This is a genomic window from Ruegeria sp. CDSC042 (genome assembly GCF_059610745.1).
Genome location: NZ_JBXWOF010000001.1, coordinates 1,013,194 through 1,032,285 on the forward strand (window position 1 = coordinate 1,013,194; position 19,092 = coordinate 1,032,285).

The 19,092-nt window shown below is 56.5% G+C and carries 21 protein-coding genes and 1 tRNA gene; 15 read left to right on the forward strand and 7 right to left on the reverse strand.

The features are described from left to right. The first annotated feature begins 15 nt into the window (after positions 1 to 15). From AC2FHX_RS05060 to AC2FHX_RS05075, 4 genes are read left to right on the forward strand one after another with little or no spacing between them, the layout of a single operon-like run. Complete coding sequence (locus AC2FHX_RS05060; protein WP_142634458.1) at positions 16 to 792, forward strand: ABC transporter ATP-binding protein; 777 nt, start codon at positions 16 to 18, stop codon at positions 790 to 792. Between the two features lie 31 nt (positions 793 to 823). After that, a complete protein-coding gene (locus AC2FHX_RS05065; RefSeq protein WP_496700084.1) occupies positions 824 to 1,597 on the forward strand; it encodes a transporter substrate-binding domain-containing protein in 774 nt (257 codons plus the stop codon). A gap of 47 nt (positions 1,598 to 1,644) precedes the next feature. Continuing rightward, on the forward strand, positions 1,645 to 2,358 hold the full coding sequence (locus AC2FHX_RS05070) for an ABC transporter permease (RefSeq protein WP_496700431.1): 714 nt from the start codon (positions 1,645 to 1,647) through the stop codon (positions 2,356 to 2,358). After that, the gene (locus tag AC2FHX_RS05075) at positions 2,358 to 3,128 is read left to right on the forward strand and encodes an ABC transporter permease (protein ID WP_425471946.1); all 771 of its coding nucleotides are present in this window, start codon (positions 2,358 to 2,360) and stop codon (positions 3,126 to 3,128) included. Before AC2FHX_RS05070 ends, AC2FHX_RS05075 begins: the two co-directional genes overlap by 1 nt. 164 nt (positions 3,129 to 3,292) lie before the next feature. Here the strand turns inward: AC2FHX_RS05075 and AC2FHX_RS05080 are convergent. Next, positions 3,293 to 3,379: transfer RNA gene (locus AC2FHX_RS05080), tRNA-Leu, on the reverse strand. Positions 3,380 to 3,521: 142 nt separating this feature from the next. On the opposite strand from AC2FHX_RS05080, the gene AC2FHX_RS05085 reads away from it, so the two are divergent. Both AC2FHX_RS05085 and lipB read left to right on the forward strand, forming a co-directional pair. Then, the gene (locus tag AC2FHX_RS05085) at positions 3,522 to 4,181 is read left to right on the forward strand and encodes a DsbA family oxidoreductase (RefSeq protein WP_496700082.1); all 660 of its coding nucleotides are present in this window, start codon (positions 3,522 to 3,524) and stop codon (positions 4,179 to 4,181) included. A gap of 39 nt (positions 4,182 to 4,220) precedes the next feature. Beyond that, positions 4,221 to 4,880, forward strand: a complete 660-nt coding sequence (gene lipB, locus AC2FHX_RS05090) for a lipoyl(octanoyl) transferase LipB (protein WP_496700080.1) — start codon at positions 4,221 to 4,223, stop codon at positions 4,878 to 4,880. A gap of 292 nt (positions 4,881 to 5,172) precedes the next feature. Here the strand turns inward: lipB and AC2FHX_RS05095 are convergent, their stop codons facing one another. Next, positions 5,173 to 6,099 (reverse strand): cation diffusion facilitator family transporter, encoded by a 927-nt coding sequence (locus AC2FHX_RS05095; protein WP_142634468.1) that lies wholly within the window; start codon positions 6,097 to 6,099, stop codon positions 5,173 to 5,175. An 81-nt stretch (positions 6,100 to 6,180) separates the two neighbouring features. Between AC2FHX_RS05095 and AC2FHX_RS05100 the strand changes: the two genes are divergently transcribed. After that, on the forward strand, positions 6,181 to 6,594 hold the full coding sequence (locus AC2FHX_RS05100; RefSeq protein ID WP_281972282.1) for a MerR family transcriptional regulator: 414 nt from the start codon (positions 6,181 to 6,183) through the stop codon (positions 6,592 to 6,594). A gap of 15 nt (positions 6,595 to 6,609) precedes the next feature. Here AC2FHX_RS05100 and AC2FHX_RS05105 read toward each other — a convergent pair whose 3' ends face one another. After that, positions 6,610 to 7,029, reverse strand: coding sequence for an HIT family protein (locus tag AC2FHX_RS05105; protein ID WP_496678134.1), 420 nt, complete (start codon positions 7,027 to 7,029; stop codon positions 6,610 to 6,612). Between the two features lie 81 nt (positions 7,030 to 7,110). Further along, complete coding sequence (locus tag AC2FHX_RS05110) at positions 7,111 to 7,866, reverse strand: glutathione S-transferase family protein (RefSeq protein ID WP_496700077.1); 756 nt, start codon at positions 7,864 to 7,866, stop codon at positions 7,111 to 7,113. A 188-nt stretch (positions 7,867 to 8,054) separates the two neighbouring features. Here AC2FHX_RS05110 and ctaD point away from each other — a divergent pair, with 188 nt between their 5' ends. The 3 genes from ctaD to AC2FHX_RS05125 all read left to right on the forward strand — a co-directional run bounded on the left by ctaD (position 8,055) and on the right by AC2FHX_RS05125 (position 11,003). After that, positions 8,055 to 9,728: a cytochrome c oxidase subunit I gene (gene ctaD / locus AC2FHX_RS05115; protein WP_142634476.1), complete on the forward strand. Its 1,674-nt coding sequence runs from the start codon at positions 8,055 to 8,057 to the stop codon at positions 9,726 to 9,728. A gap of 139 nt (positions 9,729 to 9,867) precedes the next feature. Then, positions 9,868 to 10,467 carry a 2-hydroxychromene-2-carboxylate isomerase gene (locus tag AC2FHX_RS05120; RefSeq protein ID WP_496700076.1) on the forward strand — a complete coding sequence of 200 codons (600 nt, stop codon included), beginning with the start codon at positions 9,868 to 9,870 and terminating at the stop codon, positions 10,465 to 10,467. Between the two features lie 44 nt (positions 10,468 to 10,511). Further along, positions 10,512 to 11,003 carry a DUF2244 domain-containing protein gene (locus tag AC2FHX_RS05125; protein ID WP_496695061.1) on the forward strand — a complete coding sequence of 164 codons (492 nt, stop codon included), beginning with the start codon at positions 10,512 to 10,514 and terminating at the stop codon, positions 11,001 to 11,003. Positions 11,004 to 11,024: 21 nt separating this feature from the next. Here AC2FHX_RS05125 and AC2FHX_RS05130 read toward each other — a convergent pair whose 3' ends face one another. Continuing rightward, positions 11,025 to 11,504 carry a GatB/YqeY domain-containing protein gene (locus tag AC2FHX_RS05130; RefSeq protein WP_142634482.1) on the reverse strand — a complete coding sequence of 160 codons (480 nt, stop codon included), beginning with the start codon at positions 11,502 to 11,504 and terminating at the stop codon, positions 11,025 to 11,027. A gap of 184 nt (positions 11,505 to 11,688) precedes the next feature. Between AC2FHX_RS05130 and carA the strand changes: the two genes are divergently transcribed. Together carA and AC2FHX_RS05140 are read left to right on the forward strand one after the other, a co-directional pair. Then, positions 11,689 to 12,855 carry a glutamine-hydrolyzing carbamoyl-phosphate synthase small subunit gene (gene carA / locus AC2FHX_RS05135; RefSeq protein ID WP_496700075.1) on the forward strand — a complete coding sequence of 389 codons (1,167 nt, stop codon included), beginning with the start codon at positions 11,689 to 11,691 and terminating at the stop codon, positions 12,853 to 12,855. Between the two features lie 73 nt (positions 12,856 to 12,928). Beyond that, entirely contained in the window at positions 12,929 to 14,800 is a 1,872-nt protein-coding gene (locus AC2FHX_RS05140; protein WP_496700073.1) for a glycosyltransferase, read from the forward strand. A gap of 3 nt (positions 14,801 to 14,803) precedes the next feature. Here the strand turns inward: AC2FHX_RS05140 and AC2FHX_RS05145 are convergent, their stop codons facing one another. Continuing rightward, positions 14,804 to 15,451, reverse strand: a complete 648-nt coding sequence (locus AC2FHX_RS05145; protein ID WP_142634488.1) for a GntR family transcriptional regulator — start codon at positions 15,449 to 15,451, stop codon at positions 14,804 to 14,806. 99 nt (positions 15,452 to 15,550) lie between these two features. Here AC2FHX_RS05145 and AC2FHX_RS05150 point away from each other — a divergent pair, with 99 nt between their 5' ends. The 3 genes from AC2FHX_RS05150 to AC2FHX_RS05160 all read left to right on the forward strand — a co-directional run bounded on the left by AC2FHX_RS05150 (position 15,551) and on the right by AC2FHX_RS05160 (position 17,800). After that, entirely contained in the window at positions 15,551 to 16,195 is a 645-nt protein-coding gene (locus tag AC2FHX_RS05150; protein WP_281972287.1) for a pyrimidine 5'-nucleotidase, read from the forward strand. A gap of 85 nt (positions 16,196 to 16,280) precedes the next feature. After that, on the forward strand, positions 16,281 to 16,529 hold the full coding sequence (locus tag AC2FHX_RS05155) for a hypothetical protein (protein ID WP_271946430.1): 249 nt from the start codon (positions 16,281 to 16,283) through the stop codon (positions 16,527 to 16,529). 74 nt (positions 16,530 to 16,603) lie between these two features. Then, a complete protein-coding gene (locus AC2FHX_RS05160) occupies positions 16,604 to 17,800 on the forward strand; it encodes a UbiH/UbiF family hydroxylase (protein ID WP_496700070.1) in 1,197 nt (398 codons plus the stop codon). Positions 17,801 to 17,810: 10 nt separating this feature from the next. Here the strand turns inward: AC2FHX_RS05160 and AC2FHX_RS05165 are convergent, their stop codons facing one another. Then, positions 17,811 to 18,938 carry an aminotransferase class V-fold PLP-dependent enzyme gene (locus AC2FHX_RS05165; RefSeq protein ID WP_496700069.1) on the reverse strand — a complete coding sequence of 376 codons (1,128 nt, stop codon included), beginning with the start codon at positions 18,936 to 18,938 and terminating at the stop codon, positions 17,811 to 17,813. Positions 18,939 to 19,092 lie beyond the last annotated feature (154 nt).

Here is a 19,092-nt window from a genome sequence, read left to right on the forward strand (position 1 = left end):
GGATGAAACTGCAAAATGAACGCTGACCCAGAAACCACGCCGGATGAAGCCATTCGGGTCACTGACTTGCACAAGTCTTTTGGCTCGCTCGAAGTTCTCAAAGGCGTTTCACTTACTGCCCATCAGGGTGATGTCGTCGCCATCATCGGAGGCAGTGGTTCGGGGAAATCCACGTTCCTTCGCTGTATCAATTTCCTTGAAACGCCCAGTTCCGGAGAAATCGTCGTAAACGGCGAGCCGATTGAGATGCGCCCGGATGGCACGCCTAAGGACCGGCGTCAGCTGGAACGCATCCGCACCCGACTGGCAATGGTGTTTCAGGCCTTCAACCTTTGGACCCACCGCACGTTGCTGGAAAATGTCATCGAGGTGCCCGTTCACGTGCTGAAAGTGCCGCGGGACGAGGCGATCAAACGCGCGCACCAGCTGCTTGAGCGCGTTGGGCTTGGCGACAAGGCGGATACATTCCCTTCCTTTCTGTCAGGCGGTCAGCAACAGCGCGCTGCGATTGCGCGTGCTCTTGCCGTTGATCCCAGCGTAATGTTGTTTGACGAGCCAACCAGCGCGTTAGATCCAGAACTTGTTGGTGAAGTACTGACCGTAATTCGCGATCTGGCGGCCGAGGGCCGAACCATGTTGCTGGTCACGCATGAGATGAAGTTTGCGCGCGAGGTTGCGACCCATGTTGTGTATCTTTTCGAAGGAAAGATCGAGGAACAGGGGCCACCCGACGAACTTTTCGACAATCCAAAATCCGCAAGGCTGCAACAATTCCTAAAATCAGTCGGCTGAACAAACAAAATATCAAACAGGGAGAATATCAATGAAAAACAAAAAGCTAATCGTGGCCGCTTTGGCTGCTGCTGTGCTTTCGGCTGGAACGGCTGGCGCAGATGAAGTCAAGATCGGGATCGCAGCCGAGCCTTATCCGCCGTTCGCATCGCTGGATGCCTCTGGCAAATGGGTCGGTTGGGAGATCGAGGTTATTGATGCGGTCTGTGCCGCCGCCGAGCTTGAGTGTGTGATCACTCCGGTTGCGTGGGACGGTATCATCCCCTCGCTGACCGGTCAGCAGATTGATGCCCTGATGGCGTCGATGTCGATCACCGAAGAGCGCATGAAAACGATCGACTTCAGCGACCCTTACTACAACACTCCGGCCGTTATCGTCGCCGACAAGTCGATGGACATTGAACCGACACCAGAATCTCTGGCCGGTAAGATCATCGGTATTCAGGCGTCCACGATCCATCAGGCCTATGCCAACGAGCATTTCAAGGATGCGGGAGAAATCCGGGTGTATCAGACTCAGGACGAAGCCAACCAGGATCTGTTCGCCGGCCGTATCGACGCGACCCAAGCCGACAGCATCGCCATGGCGGATTTCGTCTCATCTGACACCGGTGCCTGCTGTGAAATCAAAGGCGCGGTCGAAAATGACGTCTCGATCCTAGGTCGCGGCGTCGGCGCGGGTGTCCGCAAGGGCGATGACGCGCTGCGTGAAAAGCTGAATGCGGGTATCGCGGCAATTCTTGCCGACGGCACGCATGACGAAATCACCTCGCGCTATTTCACAGCCAGCATCTATAGCGAGTAAGGTTCGCCGTGGAAGCTATCCTCGAAAGCCTGGGTTTGGCCCAAAGCATGGAGTTGCTTGCCCTTAGTCCTCCGGGATGGGGCGGCAACCTTCTGCGTGGCCTCTCTAACTCGTTGCAGATCGCTTTTGGAGCGTTCGGTTTCGGGTTGATCATCGGGCTTTTCGGGGCCTATGGAAAACTATATGGCGGGCCGGTCACACGTGACCTGCTCGGCATATATACGACTGTAATGCGCGCCGTGCCTGAACTGGTGCTGATCCTGATCCTGTATTACGTCGGGACCGACCTGATCAATCAGGCCGCGCAGGCAATGGGGTATGACCGCGTCGAAATCAGCGGCGTCGTTGCCGGCATCTGGGTTTTGGGCATCGTTCAGGGCGCCTATGCGACCGAGGTTCTCAGGGGCGCAATCAAAGCGGTTCCCACCGGACAGATCGAAGCCGCCCGCGCCTATGGCATGCCCTCGCTGCTGCTGATGCGGCGGGTGACAATTCCCGCGATGATGTCTTTTGCCACGCCTGGATTGGCCAATCTGTGGCTCATTGCAACTAAAGATACGGCCCTGCTGGCCATTGTCGGCTTTAGCGAATTGACGCTGGAGACCCGTCAGGCCGCGGCCAGCACCCGCGCCTATTTCACCTTCTTCCTTGCTGCAGGTGCCTTGTACTTGATCGTCACGCTTTGTTCCGGTGTCGTGTTCGCGCGTATCGAGAAATGGGCCCGTCGTGGGCAGCCTTCGTTGAAGGGAGGAAGCCGATAATGGACTGGCGAGCACTCATGCAGCCGCATCGGATCGTGCTGATGGCACTTTTTGCTGCTTTCGTTATCTGGTGCGCCGTCTCACTGCGCTGGGATTGGATTCCAACCTATGCGCCCCTGGCACTTGAAGGTCTGTGGAGAACCATCTGGCTGTTGGCCGTCACCTGTGTGCTTGGGTTCTTGCTGGCTGTTCCGCTGGGCCTCGCTCAGGCGATTGGGCCCTGGTATCTGTCGGCACCGGCGCGGGTGTTCTGCACGATCATTCGTGGCACGCCCATCCTTTTGCAGATCTGGCTGCTATACTATGGGCTTGGATCGCTTTTCCCTCAGATTCCATGGATACGCGGCAGCGAGCTGTGGCCCTATCTGCGACAGGCTTGGCCCTATGCGGTTCTGGCCCTGACCTTGTCGTACGCAGGCTACGAGGGCGAAATCATGCGCGGTGCCTTTGCCAGCGTTAAGAAGGGTCAACTCGAAGCGGCGCAATCCTTTGGCATGCCTCGGTTTACCATGTTCCGCAGGATCTGGCTGCCTCAGGCCATTCGCAGCGTGCTGCCGACACTAGGCGGTGAGACGATCCTACAGCTGAAAGCAACCCCGCTGGTGGCGACGATAACAGTGGTTGAGATCTACGCTGTGTCGTCAAGAATTCGGGCGGACACCTTTGTTGTCTATGAGCCGCTGCTGCTGTTGGCACTGATCTATCTGATCATTGCAGGCATTATCACACTGATCTTCCGCCGTATTGAGCTGCAGGTCCCTGCCCGGTAACGCAACGCCGGACACCTAAGAAACTTGACACCTGGTCAGAATCCTGGCTGCCAGCGCCTTTACCTTGCTTAACAGCGGGCGGCTGGCGACCGGCTTTGACACGTCGACTGAACGCACCGAAGGCGTCGCGAATTTCGGCCTAAAAAGAATGAAATCCAATGACTTGGTGCGGTCGAGAAGACTCGAACTTCCACGGGTGTTACCCCACAGCGACCTCAACGCTGCGCGTCTACCAATTCCGCCACGACCGCACTGTTAGTGACTTGGTAGTGGGGCGTATAGACCTTGATGATCAAGATGTGAAGAGGCAAAAATCACGTTGGTTTGAATTCCCATTCGGCGCTCTTATCTTTAACAGGTTGTCGTCCGAATGACCCCGTCAGGAGCCCCGCCATGACCTCGCCCGACCCTCGCCCCATCGTTCAGATCGACATAGTCTCGGATGTGGTTTGCCCCTGGTGCATTGTTGGATTCCGGCAGTTGGATCTGGCGCTCAAACAGCAAAATATCCTGGCAAAGTTGCGCTGGCATCCGTTCGAATTGAACCCAAACATGGCGCCCGAGGGTCAGAACCTGCGTGAGCACATTGCCGAGAAATACGGCTCCTCGACGGAACAAAGCCAAGCGATGCGAGATCGATTGACGCAAATCGGGACTGACCTGGGCTTTACCTTCGCCTTTGACGACGACAGCCGCATCGTAAACACCTTTGCCGCGCATCAGCTTCTTGACTGGGCCGAGGCTCAAGGGCGCCAGCATCCGCTGAAACTGGCCTTGTTCGAGGCCTATTTCACCAATCAAAAAGACGTCTCGAATATCGATATCCTACTTGAGGCCGCCGAAACCGCCGGTCTGGATCGGAACGCAGCGCGCGCGGCGCTGGAATCGGGCGCTCATGTCGGCCCGGTCCGAGAGAAGCAGCAATACTGGACCAGCCGTGGCATTTCCGGCGTGCCCTCAATGGTGTTTGGCGGAAAGTATCTGCTGACCGGAGCGCAGGGGGCGGACACCTATGCGCAGGTCCTGCAGCGCTGTTTGACCGAAGCGGCCTAGGCCCTTTCCATCCATGCAACCAGCCGCTAAGGAGCCGGCATGGAATGGAAGATTACTGACGGATTGACCGACTATGATGAGGCCATCGCCTTTATGGAGGCGCGCGTTGCCGATATCGCGGCGGGTGAGGCGGATGAGTGTATCTGGCTACTTGAGCACCCTGCCCTGTACACAGCGGGCACTTCAGCCAAGGTCGAAGACCTGAAAGACCCGGACAGATTTCCAGTCTATACGTCAAAACGCGGTGGTGAATACACCTATCATGGTCCGGGGCAGCGCATTGCTTATGTCATGCTGGACCTGAACAAACGCGGCAGGGATGTGCGCAAGTTTGTAAAGCAGCTTGAGAATTGGGTGATCGCAGCTTTGGCCGAGTTCAACGTGACCGGGCAAATCCGCGACGGCCGTGTTGGTGTCTGGGTGCTACGGGATGACAAGCCGCTGACGCCAGCAGGCGAAAAAGCCGAGGACAAAGTCGCGGCGATCGGCCTGCGATTGCGTAAATGGGTCAGCTTTCACGGCATCTCGATCAATGTCGAACCGGATTTGAGCCATTTCTCTGGGATCGTACCCTGCGGCATCTCGAACCATGGCGTGACTTCTCTGGTCGATCTGGGTCTTCCGGTCGCGATGGATGATGTGGACAACGCGCTTAGAAAAACCTTCGCTGAGGTTTTTGGACCCTCGGGGGCGGATTAACTCGGATCACGAATCGAAAAACAGCCCGGCACCGACTACAATCCTGCCGTCAGATCCGCTCTGTTTCAAAATTTGGAAACAATTCCCGATCGGTCCGTCTGGTTTCCGACGGAATCTAGTTAAATTTCACAAATATGAATACTTGGGTCCCATTAACGCCTAGTATGGATTTACCGTTCTAGAGTGAGTGGTGTGTTAAGCCGGTGATCGCAGGTATCCCCTGGGAAAACAGGTAAGTGTTTTGGTTACGAGTCTGCCGTTCCGACCCCAAATCGGAACGGCAATTTCTTTTTTAGTGCTCGTGTTTGTCATGTCCAAACCGGGCCAGATGGCCACAAACCTCTTCCCCACTTTCAATTTCAAGCGTTGCATGGCCGATCCCGAACTGATCCTGCAGCGCATTCTTGATGGTTGTGGAAAGCCACCTGGCATCTTCGTCTGCGTGGCTGGTCGCAACCACATGTGCAGTCAGGGCAGGTTCATGCTCCTGCATACTCCACAGATGAACGTGATGGACCGAAACAACGCCCTCGGTGGCCTCGATCATCGAAGCGACCTCTTCTGGGTCAAGGTCGGATGGTGCACCCAACATCAAGACGTGAATGGTTTCGCCAATTTCAGATTTCACATGCCAAAGGATGTAGACCGAGATCAGAATGGTTACGGCGGGATCCACCCATGTCCAGTTGAACACGATGACCATGGTCCCGGCGACGATCACTGCCAACGAGCCCAATGCATCTGCCACATTGTGCAGAAAGGCCGCCCTGATATTCATACTGTCCTTTGCCATCGAATAGGTCAGTGCAGCCGTGATCAGATCGACGATCAGGGCCAGCGCTGCGATCCAGACGACGATCCAGCCATTCACCGGTTCGGGCTCGATAAACCGCATGACACCTTCGTACATCAGATAAACGGCAAGAACGACAAGAGTGGTGTAGTTAACAAGAGCGGCCACAACCTCTGCCCGACCATAACCAAAGCTCATCCGTGGATCTGCCGGGCGTCGCGCAATCTTACGAGCGAAAAACGCGATGATCAGCGCGATGGCATCTGAAAAATTATGCAAGGCATCTGCGATCAAGGCCAGTGAGCCAGACAAAATGCCCCCCACTATTTGTGCAAGCGTCAATACCATATTGACGCCGATCGCTCCGACCACCCTCCGGTCACCGGCATTCGGATCAATGTGAGAGTGGGTGTGGTTATGTGACATGGCAGATCAGATCCTTGTTTTGAACTGCCATCTTATGTAATTCCTCTAGTCACTAGAGGTTCAAGAGGCAAAAAGCACAAAATGTACTCAATCGGAGATTTGTCGCGGCAAACCGGGGTCAAGGTGCCCACGATCCGTTTCTATGAGGAAAAAGGCTTGTTGGCCAAACCGTATCGGACGGCGGGCAATCAGCGCAGATATGACGAGACTGCTCTGAAACGCCTCCAATTTATCCGCCACTCGCGTGATCTGGGCCTGCCTTTGCCGGATGTCGAGGCGTTGCTTTCTTTGGAAGGGGCGCAGGGGGCGGATCTGGACCATGTTCATGAAATCGCGGATCGTCAGCTGACTGAACTGCGCAACCGGATAACATTGCTGCGCAGCCTTGAGGCCGAACTGGAACGCATCACAGCCGCCTGTGACGGCACCCACGACCATGTATGTGAAGTGCTGAACGCGTTTGGCGACCATAGCAAATGCCTTGGATCGCACTGATCCTGTAGCGGGTGATCAGGCCAGCGCGTCTTTGATTTTACCGGCGTTTTTAGCGATCAGGTCAAAATCACCCATATTGCCCGGCGGTCGCATCGAAACGCCTTCGTGCCGCGGCAAAACGTGGAAATGCAGATGAAACACTTCTTGCCCACCTGCAGCCTCGTTGAACTGTTGGATGGTGACACCATCCGCGCCAAACGCCGCTTTCACCGCCTGCGCCATCTTCTGAACCGTTGAGATCACAGAAGCAAGCTGTTCTGGGCTGGCATCCAGCACGTTGCGACAAGGCGTTTTCGGGATCACCAGCAGATGCCCGTCCGTGCGCGGCATGATGTCCATGAAGGCCAGTGTGTCGTCGTCTTCATAGACCCGGTTTGCAGGGATTTCACCACGCAGGATCTTGGCGAAAATGTTATCGGGATCATAGGCAGACATACTCGGCCTCCGTTTGGACGTTTTTCATGAGGTGTTTGTGCGGTGCCGCATCTTGGCGGTCAAGACGCAATGCACATGCGATCAGAGCGACAAAGGTGTTTCCAGAAAATCGCGGTATACCCTGTCCCGATGCAACAGCAAACCTGCCGAAAGAGTATCCCGTATAGGATCGGATATATGCTCGAAAACCCTTCGGGTACTCAGCCGCATAGCACACAACTCTTCCGGCAACGGTGCGAACAAAGCCATGAAGGCAGCGCAATAAATATCTGCTGCAGTGAGCGTGTTGCCAAACAGAAAATCACCACTTTCTGCGAGCTTGCTACTGACGCGTTTCAATATCCCATCAGCGCGATCGGCAGCCATTTCACCTGCTTCTGTATCATAGCCGTATTTCTTGCCAAGATAGTCGGCAATCTTGGGATGGAACCCACCTTCTTGGCCTCGCATACCAGCTTGGATTTGCTGAAGCCGCCTTTGCCAGCCCAATCCATTTGGGGCCGCAAGTAAGTCAATGAAGGCGAGAATGTCGGGCGCCATTGATGCTGGCAACAAATCTGGCTCAGGCGCGATTCGTTGTGCCAAGGCGACAATATCGGCCGTTTCGGAAAGCGGTGCCTCATCTTTCCAGAACACAACCGGTGCGCTGTCCGTTTGCGCCCAGATGGTCTGCGCCCGGTCCTGATGGTCCAGATAAACTGGCAGCCAAGGCAGACGCTTTACGTGAAAAATACCCTTTGCGGCTTCGCTCCAAGGGCTTGGCACACCTCCGACAACGATCATGCGTAGCCCGGTGGCCGCCTGAGCCTTTTCGGTCGTCACGTAGTTCAGAACCATCCGGTCTCCTCCATTTGCCGAAAGTTGTGCTCTTTTTCGAAGCCCTGCAACCGGCACCCGCGACAATTAATCTTGATCCAGATCAAACTCGACCATTGAAGGTCGCCCCCACGCAATCTAAAACCAGCAGGAATCCCGCGCGTTGGAGAGGTCCGACAGCGCGGTGTAGTTGCAACAGGAGGCACCTAATGGCAGACGCAGCCATTCATGGTCACGACCATGAAGACCAGCGCGGGTTCTTTACCCGCTGGTTCATGTCGACCAACCACAAGGACATCGGGATTCTGTACCTGATCGTCTCGGCCCTGGCCGGTCTAATCTCGGTTCTGATGACTGTTATCATGCGGATCGAATTGATGGAGCCCGGGGTACAGCACATGTGCATGGAAGGGTTCCGCTTGTTCGGCAGCGGTGCCGAGCTCTGCACTCCGAACGGGCATCTGTGGAACGTGATGATCACCTACCACGGTGTTCTGATGATGTTCTTCGTGGTCATCCCTGCCCTATTCGGCGGATTTGGCAACTATTTCATGCCGTTGCAGATTGGCGCGCCGGACATGGCGTTCCCGCGGATGAACAACTTGTCCTTCTGGCTCTATGTCGCCGGTACTTCGCTGGGCGTGGCCTCGCTGCTGAGCCCCGGTGGTAACGACCAGCTTGGTTCGGGCGTCGGCTGGGTTCTGTACCCGCCGCTGTCGACGAGCGAGGGCGGAATGTCCATGGACCTCGCGATCTTTGCCGTGCACGTATCGGGCGCCTCCTCGATCCTCGGCGCGATCAACATGATTACCACCTTCCTGAACATGCGTGCCCCGGGCATGACCCTGTTCAAGGTGCCGCTGTTCAGTTGGTCGATCTTCATCACCTCGTGGCTGATTCTTCTGTCGCTGCCGGTTTTGGCAGGTGCGATCACCATGTTGCTAATGGACCGCAACTTTGGTTTCACCTTCTTTGATCCGGCCGGTGGTGGTGATCCAATCCTGTATCAGCACATCCTGTGGTTCTTTGGCCACCCAGAAGTGTACATCGTGATCCTACCTGGATTTGGCCTTATCAGCCACATCATCGCGACCTTCTCGCGCAAGCCAGTCTTCGGTTACCTGCCGATGGTTTGGGCACTTATTGCGATCGGTGTACTGGGCTTTGTCGTGTGGGCACACCACATGTACACAGTTGGCATGTCGGTCCAGCAGCAAGCCTACTTCATGCTGGCAACGATGGTCATCGCGGTTCCTACCGGCGTTAAGGTCTTCTCGTGGATCGCAACCATGTGGGGCGGCTCGATCGAGTTCAAGACACCGATGCTGTTTGCTTTCGGTTTCCTGTTCCTGTTCACCGTTGGTGGTGTGACCGGTGTGGTTCTGTCGCAGGCCGGTATCGACCGCGCCTATCACGACACATATTATGTGGTTGCACACTTCCACTATGTGATGTCGCTGGGCGCAGTGTTTGCGATCTTTGCTGGGATCTATTTCTACTTCTCCAAGATGACAGGCCGTCAGTATTCAGAGTTCTGGGGCAAGGTTCACTTCTGGCTGTTCTTCATCGGCGCCAACCTGACCTTCTTCCCCCAGCACTTCCTGGGCCGTCAGGGCATGCCACGTCGCTACATCGATTATCCCGAAGCGTTCGCGCAGTGGAACTATGTCTCGTCGATTGGCGCCTTTGTATCCTTCGCCTCGTTCCTGCTGTTCTTTGGTATCGTGTTCTACGCCTTGTTCCGTGGCGCACGTGAGACCCGGAACAACCCGTGGAACGAATACGCGGATACGCTGGAATGGACCCTGCCCTCGCCGCCGCCCGAACACACGTTCGAGCAGCTGCCCAAGCAAGAAGACTGGGACAAGGGCCACGCGCACTGATCCCTCTGAACCAACAGAAAACCCCGCCAACTTGGCGGGGTTTTTCATTTCTAAGTGGCGTGCCACCGGAAATTCGCCAGATCGGTCAAAATAGGGTACTCTGGTAAAGGCAAAACAATCGGCAACCCCGAGGGTTCATATGCCCGATCTTGATTTCTGGTACTCTATCGGAAGCACTTACAGCTTTCTGACGATCATGCGCCTGGACGATTGGTGTTCTGAACACGATGCGTCCGTCACATGGCGGCCGTTCAATGTACGCACAGTGATGTCGCAGCAGAAGAACATCCCCTTTGCAGGGAAACCCGTCAAATCCGCCTATATGTGGCGCGACATTGAGCGTCGGGCGGCTAAGTACCATATACACGCCCAGCTTCCTGCGCCCTACCCCATTTCTGACCTTGCCTTGGCAAATCAAGTAGCGCTGTTAGGAATGGAAGAAGGCTGGGGCAAGAACTTTACGCAAATTCTATATCGGATCTGGTTCGAAGAAGGTGTAGAGGCCGGCAGCGAAACCGCCCTGTCCGAAGCGCTACATCGCAGTCAGCAGGATCCCCGACTGATCCTGTCCCGCGCGCGCAGCCCCGACATTGTCGCCGCACTTGAGGCGGAAACACTACGCGCAATCAAGCTGGGCATTTTTGGCGCCCCAAGCCTGGTTGTGGGGAACGAAGTCTTTTGGGGGGATGATCGGCTGGACGATGCCCTTTCGTGGGCCCGCGTCGGGCACGTCATCTGAATTTTCAGCGTCGACTCGGACACTCTTTGGGCTATCTTCCGACCATGCCCTACAGATGGAATCAAACCACCACATCAGAACTTGAGCTGCGCCTGTGGCCGCATAACTCACTGCCGCGTCCTTGGGCGGTGCGAGTTGTGTTTGGGGTCTTTCTATTCGGGCTGATCCCACTTTTGGCCGTTCTTGGCTCGGCCTTGCTTTGGGGGTTGCTGCCCTTCCTGCTGCTAACAGTAATTGGCCTTTGGCTGGCGCTCCGGTCAAACTATCGGGCCCGTAGCATATTCGAAGTCCTGACGCTGACCGGAACACAGGCGCATCTGATACATCATGACCCGCGACGGGGGCAGCAGGAATGGGCCTGTAATCGCTATTGGGCCCGCCCCGAGATCCATCAGAGCGGCGGCCCGGTTCCGAACTACGTCACCCTCAAGGGTGAAGGTCGCGAAGTCGAAATCGGCGCATTCCTGTCCGAGGAAGAGCGGATTGCGCTTTACGATGACCTCAAAGAAAAACTGCGCGAACCAGTCGCGCAGTAAACTTTCAGCATGTCACGGCAGTCAGCCGCTGGCAGCCGCACAAAGCTGATCTTTGACCATGGGCCCAACTTTCCCAAAGTCCATCTGGCCAGTATAGCGTGTCTTGAGCTCGCCCATGACCTTGCCCATATCCCGGATCGACCCGGCACCAGTGGCCGTAATCGCTGATTGGATGGCTTTCGTCACCTCATCGTCGTCCAGTTGCTCGGGCAGGAATTCTTCTATGACTTCTATCTCGCGCAGTTCACGCTCCGCCAGATCGAGGCGTCCACCCTCTTCGTAAGCACGCGCACTTTCCTTACGCTGCTTGGACATTTTCCCTAGAATTTCAAGAACTTCGGCATCACCGCAACCCTTGGCTTCCTCGTTGACCGCAGCACGAGACGCGATATCCCGGTCCTTGATTGCTGCATTGATCAGACGTAGGGTCGACAGACGCTCGGCGTTCTTGTCTTTCATTGCTTGCTTCAGGGCGGAATTCACCCGTGATCGCATATCCATTTAGTTTGTCCATCCCCATGACAAAAGGAACCCCGACCATATCGAAACAAAAAGCGTGATACAACCGGGGGCCTCAACATCTAAGTCATTGATATTGCTCAATAGCCCAAAAATTGAACACACTTGACCCAAGCGCATAACCCCCTTAGGTATGCGCCGATTTACCCTGCAGGAGAGTCGCGCTATGGCCCAGAACGCCCCGTCCAAGCCCACCGCATGTCTGGCTTTGGCCGATGGAACACTGTTCTACGGGGTCGGTTTCGGCGCCACAGGCCAGACCGTGGCCGAGCTGTGTTTCAACACCGCAATGACTGGCTATCAAGAGATCATGACCGATCCTTCTTATGCCGGGCAGATCGTGACCTTCACTTTCCCTCATATCGGAAATGTTGGCGTGAACCCCGAGGATGACGAAACCGGTGATCCTGTCGCGGCCGGAATGGTCGTCAAATGGGACCCAACCGAACCGTCCAGCTGGCGGTCTGCTGAAGAGCTGAAATCATGGCTTGCCCAGCGTGGGCGTATTGCCATTGGCGGTGTCGATACCCGCCGGTTAACCCGCGCAATTCGCCAGCAAGGCGCACCTCATGTGGCATTGGCCCATGATCCAGAGGGCAATTTCGACATCGAAGCTCTGGTATCGGCTGCGCGTGGCTTTGCCGGGCTTGAAGGTATGGATTTGGCCAAGGAAGTGACTTGTGCGCAAAGCTATCGCTGGGATGAGATGCGTTGGGCCTGGCCAGAGGGCTATAAACGGCAAGAGGCCCCAGTACATAAGGTTGTGGCACTGGATTTCGGGGCAAAGCGCAATATCCTGAGATGCCTTGCCTCGACCGGGTGCGATGTCATTGTGCTGCCCGCAACGGCAACCGCGGCTGAGGTTCTGGCCCATAGTCCCGACGGCGTATTCCTGTCCAATGGCCCCGGTGATCCAGCGGCTACGGGTGAATACGCAGTACCGATGATCAAAGAGGTATTGGACACCACCGACCTACCCGTATTCGGGATTTGCCTTGGTCATCAGATGCTTGCGCTGGCCCTTGGCGGTCAGACTGTCAAGATGAATCACGGCCACCACGGGGCGAACCACCCAGTAAAAGATCTCGAGACTGGGAAGGTGGAAATAACGTCTATGAACCATGGGTTTGCGGTAGACGCTCAAACCCTTCCCGACGGTGTCGTTGAGACTCATCGTTCGTTGTTTGATGGTTCAAACTGCGGAATTCGCATGACGGATCGACCGGTCTATTCGGTACAGTACCACCCAGAGGCATCTCCAGGTCCACAAGACAGCTTCTACCTGTTCGAGCGGTTCTCGCATGCGATGGCCGCCCGGAAGGCACAGGCATAATCATACAGTCTTAACGGCCTATTAACCTTAATCGCTCCACCCTGACGCAGATTACCACGTCTGGGTTGATTGAATGGTTGAACTGAACCTGCAGCATTTCGCATCGGCCGCGCCGATTTCTACAACGGTGCGCAAGCCTTTGGGGGCTTGCCTGATCGACCGCGGGCTACTTTCGAACCATCAGTTGCAAAAAGCCCTGCACCTGCAATCCAGACAAAATGTTGCACTGGGCGAAATCCTGGTCGGCGAAGGCTGGGTAGATCGGTCCGAGGTTCTGACGGCGCTGTCTGAACAAACAGGATTGCAGATCGCGGACCTGGATCTGCATCCACCAAATCCGGACCTTTGCAAAACCCGCCCCGCCAGCTTTTGGCTGGATCACAACATCATTCCCTGGATGCGCATCGGTCCCATTCTGCTGGTCGCTACCGCCAATCCCGATCAGTTCGACGCAGTTCGCAAGCAGTTGGCAAAGGAAAAGCAAACGATCATACCCGTGCTTGCCGATGCGGACCGGATCGACGACGCGATCGCCAGAATTTTCTCGGAAAGCCTTGCTGAAAAGGCTGAAACCCGTGTGGCAATAGCTCAGAGTTGCCGATCCTGGACTCGGCACTCGCGTATTGGGCCGATTGCCATAGTGCTTGGCCTCGCCACACTGTTCCTGGCGCAACCCATTCCGGGGCTGCTGGCTCTGGTCGTTTTGGCCGTTACGTCGCTTGTATTATTCCTGACATTGCGACTGGCGGGATTGCTCTCGTTTCTGTGTTACAAAGAAAAACGCCACAGTCAGACTGCCACCACGCTTCCTCTTCGACTGCCTCGCGTTTCCATCATGGTCCCTTTGTACAAAGAGCGAGAGATTGCTGGCGCTCTGATCCGCCGATTGCGGCGTCTGACATATCCCAAAGCTCTTTTGGACGTCATTCTGGTTTTGGAAGAAACGGATATGGTAACCCGCGCAACCCTGGCCAAAATCGAGCTGCCCTGTTGGATCCGCACGATCGAAGTACCGGCATTAAGCGGGCTGACGACAAAACCGCGCGCGATGAACTATGCGCTGGATTTCTGTCGTGGTGACATTCTGGGCGTTTGGGATGCCGAGGACGCCCCTCTTCCCGATCAAATCGAACGCATCGTCGGACATTTCACCCAAGCCAGTGAAGACGTCGTCTGCTTGCAAGGCGTTCTGGACTATTACAACCCGCGCACCAACTGGCGGTCTCGCTGCTTTACCATCGAGTATAACAGTTGGTTTCGGGTCATCCTGCCTGGCATTGCCCGGTTGGGGCTGGTGGTTCCACTTGGTGGTACAACCTTTTTCTTTCGTCGCGAAAAGCTGTTGGAACTGGGCGGTTGGGATGCCCATAATGTGACCGAAGACGCGGATCTGGGCGTCCGACTCAGCCGCGCGGGTTATCGGACCGAGATGGTTGATACCGCCACTTTCGAAGAAGCAAACTTTCGGGCCTGGCCTTGGGTCAAACAGCGCTCACGATGGCTCAAGGGCTTTATGGTCACATATCTTGTCCATATGCGCGCGCCGATCCATCTGCTGAAAGAGCTGGGTGTGCTGCGCTTCCTTGGGCTTCAGGCGTTTTTTCTGGGCACCGTCGGACAATTCCTGCTGGCCCCGGTTTTGTGGCTGTTCTGGCTTACCACATTCGGATTGGCCAGCCCGCTGGATCCGGTCATTCCGAGCAAGGTCATGACCATACTGATAGCTCTGTTCGTATTTGCAGAGATCACGAATGTGACCATCGGGATACTGGCTGTCGCCGCCCGTGAAAGACGGTTTCTGATGCCGTGGGTGCCGACAATGCCGTTGTATTTCCCCTTGGGTGTGCTGGCAGCTTACAAAGCCCTTTGGGAATTGGCTATCAACCCGTTCTTCTGGGACAAAACCCAACACGGTCAAGCCAGTGAAGAAGCCTTCGACATGTGACCGTCAGCTTTCGCGACGAACCGCATCCTGCTTGAGACGCGTCATGAAAGCGACCGAGATATGCTCTTTCAACGCACGTTCCGCGGCTTGCTCGTCACGGGCGGCAATAGCCTCGACGATGCCTTTGTGTTCACTTTGCGCGATCTCACCGCGCCCGGAAACCGCAAGCGATGTCGTTGCCATCAAGGCCATTGTACGGTGCACAAGGTTCAGCTGTTGCACCAAATAGCGGTTGTGCGAGGCCAGATGGATCTGTTCGTGAAACCGCCGGTTCGCCCGAGACAGGGCGTTTGGATTGTCCACCAGCGCATCATCTTCGGCAACCATTTCCTGCAGCACCTTGATCTCTTCCTCGGTCGCGTGCTTGGCGGCCAAACTTGCAGCGAGACCTTCAAGTTCACGGCGAACGACATATAGCTCTGCCATCTGATTGTGGTCCAATGAGGCCACAATCAGCGAACGCCCGTCGCGTTCAAGCAAGGATTGGGTCTCTAACCGCTGCAATGCCTCGCGGATTGGCGTGCGCGAAACACCGAACCTTTCGGCCAGCTCGCTTTCGACCAGCCTGTCACCGGGCTTGTAGATGCCCACATCAATCGCTTCGAGAATAAGGCTGTAGGCGTCGCTGTTGGACTGCTTGGATTGGGGCATCTTTAGTTTTTCTCCTCGTTCGGACATGTCTATCCGTCTGCAGTGCGCACAATCAAGTACTGCATTGAAAACCTGCGCTGCGCGGCTTAAACGGCAGGCATGGTCAAACCTGCCTTCAGCCATGTCTCCCAATGGGTGTTCGATCTGGACAACACCCTGTACCCGCCGCATATGCGCCTGTTCGATCAGATCGAGGTGCTGATGACGGATTATGTGGTCCAGGCCATCGGCGTCGACCGGGCCGAGGCCGACCGGCTGCGATCCCATTACTGGCGCGAATATGGCACCACGCTGGCCGGGCTGATGGCCGAACATGATCTGGATCCCGACCCTTACCTGCATGCCGTGCATCAGGTGGATATGAGCCATATGGACCCGGACGTGGATCTGGCGGCACATATTCGTGCTCTGCCCGGTCGCCGCATTGTCTATACCAATGGCAGCGCGCCCTATGCCGAACGCGTCCTTGCGGCGCGTGGCCTCAGCGGTTTGTTCGATGCCATCTATGGGGTCGAGCATGCGGGATACCGTCCTAAACCCGAGAAGGCCGCATTCCAGGCCATCTTTGCGCAAGACGGAATCAAGGCAGAAAAAGCGGCCATGTTCGAAGACGATCCGCGCAATCTGGCGGCCCCGCATGAGATGGGGATGCGCACAGTTCATGTCGCGCCCGAACCGCACATGGCCGATTACATCCACCATCATACAGACGACCTGACCGCCTTTCTGGCCCGCCTGCGATAGGCTGTCACACTGCGACGATCTGCACGTACTGCGACCCGGGCACCGCCCCTATATCCCAACTGCGACGAACAGAACGGAGACCCAGATGTCCGCAATCGAAATGCCCCCGCGCTCACCCATCTGGCAGCGCCTGCTATTTGCTGTTCCCCTGTTTGGTTGGATGGCGCGCGATGCGGCCGATGCAGATGGGGACGACTGGTATTACACCGCTGCCGCCATCTTCAGCATGTGGGGCTGTTCAGTGATGCTGTTTGGCTTGCCGGGCTTGTATATCCCCGCCGTCGTGATGGTGCCCGTGATATTCCTGATCCTCATCCTGATCTCGCGCGGCTGACCTGCGAGACAGGATGTCACTTGGCGCAGGCAGCGGAACCGCTCTAGGGTCGGCTCAGAACCAAAGAGGGCTCCATGAACGACCAGTGTGACATCCTGATTTCCGGCGGCGGAATTGCCGGTTTGACCGCAGCGGCGGCCCTTGGCGCGGCTGGATTCAATGTGGTCTGTGTTGATCCTACCCCACCTGTGACCCAGCGGGACGTGGACGGATCGGATTTACGGACCACCGCGTTTTTGCAACCAGCCCACGGTCTTTTGGAACAATGCGGGCTGTGGGAAAAACTCGACGCGCATGCCGCCCCTCTTCAGATCATGCGGATTGTGGATGCAGGCGGAGATGTGCCCGAGCCGCGCGTGGTGCGCGACTTCAATGCCGCAGATATCTCGGACCAGCCCTTTGGTTGGAACCTGCCAAACTGGCTCTTGCGGCGCGAAATGGTGGCCCGTCTCGCTGAACTGCCCAATGTCGAATTTCGCCCCGGAACGGGCACGGTCAGCTTGTTCACCCGTACAGCCGAAGCCCGCGTTGGCCTGAGCGACGGGACGCGCATCCGCTGTAAACTGGTGATCGCCGCAGATGGTCGCAACTCGCCCATGCGAGAGGCCGCCGGGATCAACGTGCACACCACGCGCTATGGGCAAAAGGCGTTGGCCTTCGCGGTTACACACTCGATCCCGCATCAGAACGTCTCGACCGAGATTCACAGGTCCGGCGGCCCGTTCACGCTAGTTCCACTGCCCGACTGGCAGAGTCAGCCCTCGTCCGCGATTGTATGGATGGAGCGTGGCCCGCGCGCGGTAGAGCTGTTGAACACCGATCCGGAAAGTTTTGAAGCGCTGATGACCGAACGGTCCTGCGGGTTGTTCGGTCCGTTGAAACTGGCTTCACGCCGAACAATCTGGCCGATCATCAGCCAATCGGCAGAGCGCCTTTCGGGCGAACGCGTGGCCCTGATGGCCGAAGCCGCCCATGTCGTGCCCCCCATCGGTGCGCAGGGGCTGAACATGTCCTTGGGTGATCTGCGATGCCTGCTGGATTTGGCACAGGCCCGTCCCGAGGGCCTGGGTGACGCGCAGATGTTGGATGCCTATCACAAAGCGCGTCATGCCGAGATCGAGGCCCGGGTCAAGGGTATCGACTTGCTGAACCGCGCCTCGATGATCGAAGCGCGGCCTTTACGGGACATACGTGCAATGGGGTTGAACGCGCTGTATTCGCTGCCGACCGTGCGCAAGACGCTGATGCAGATGGGTCTCGGCGTCCGCTAAAGCCCGATGGTCACAAAACCTGGTCCAGCACGCGCTTTAGACGCGCGATTGTGCCGTCAACATCGTACAGCTTGTCCAGACCGAACAGGCCCAGACGGAAGGTGCTGAACCCGTCTGGCTCATCACATTGCAAGGGTACACCAGCAGCGATCTGCATGCCCAGGGCGGCGAATTTGCTGCCGTTCTGGATATTGGGATCCGAGGTATAGCTGACCACCACACCCGGCGCACCAAACCCATCGGCGGCGACAGAAACAATGCCCTTCTCCTTCAGCATTGCCCGTACACCGTCCCCCAATGCCCACTGGGCGTCACGCAGTTTGTCAAAGCCATAGTCTCGAGTCTCAGCCATCGTGTCGCGGAAGGCTTTCAGCGCATCTGTTGGCATCGTGGCGTGATAGGCGTGACCGCCATTTTCATAGGCTTGCATGATCTGACGCCATTTCTTCAGGTCGACGGCAAAACTGTCCGAAGTCGTCTCCTCCAGCCTTGCCTCAGCCTGTTCGGACAGCATGACAAGACCCGCGCAAGGCGATGCGCTCCACCCTTTCTGAGGGGCCGAGATCAGGACATCCACACCCGTCGCCTTCATATCCACCCATGCGCAGCCCGAAGCGATGCAATCCAGAACCATCAGCGCCCCAACCTCGTGGGCTGCGGCTGCCATCGCCGAAATATAGTCGTCGGGCAGAATGACCCCGGCCGCCGTTTCGACATGCGGCGCAAAGACAACATCCGGGCGCCCATCGCGGATCGTTTCGATGACTTCCTCGATCGGAGCAGGCGCAAATGAGGACGTTGCCGAGTTGCCGGTCTGGCGCGCCTTCAGAACTGTTGCCGACGCCGTCAACCCACCGGACTCGATGATCTGGCTCCACCGATAAGAAAACCAGCCATTCCTGACCACCAGGACATTGGCATTGCGGGCAAACTGGCGCGCGACTGCTTCCATTGCATAGGTACCACCGCCCGGGATAACGGCCACACCGTCAGCGTTGTAAACGCCTTTCAGCATCTCAGAGATGTCGCGCATCACATGCTGAAACTGAACCGACATGTGATTAAGCGAGCGATCGGTGAAGACGACCGAAAACTCCTCTAACCCATTGGGGTCAATTTTGTCCAAAAGCGGGGGCATTGGTATTCCTTTCAAATTCCACGAAACGAGCGGGTGTTCGCAACTTCGCTCACTGCCTCTCAGTTATTACTGAAAATTGACCCAACGGAACCCGGTTTCCTAAGAAAATTTTAACGCCTCAAAGGCCCTATCGACAACTAATGACGCCAAACAG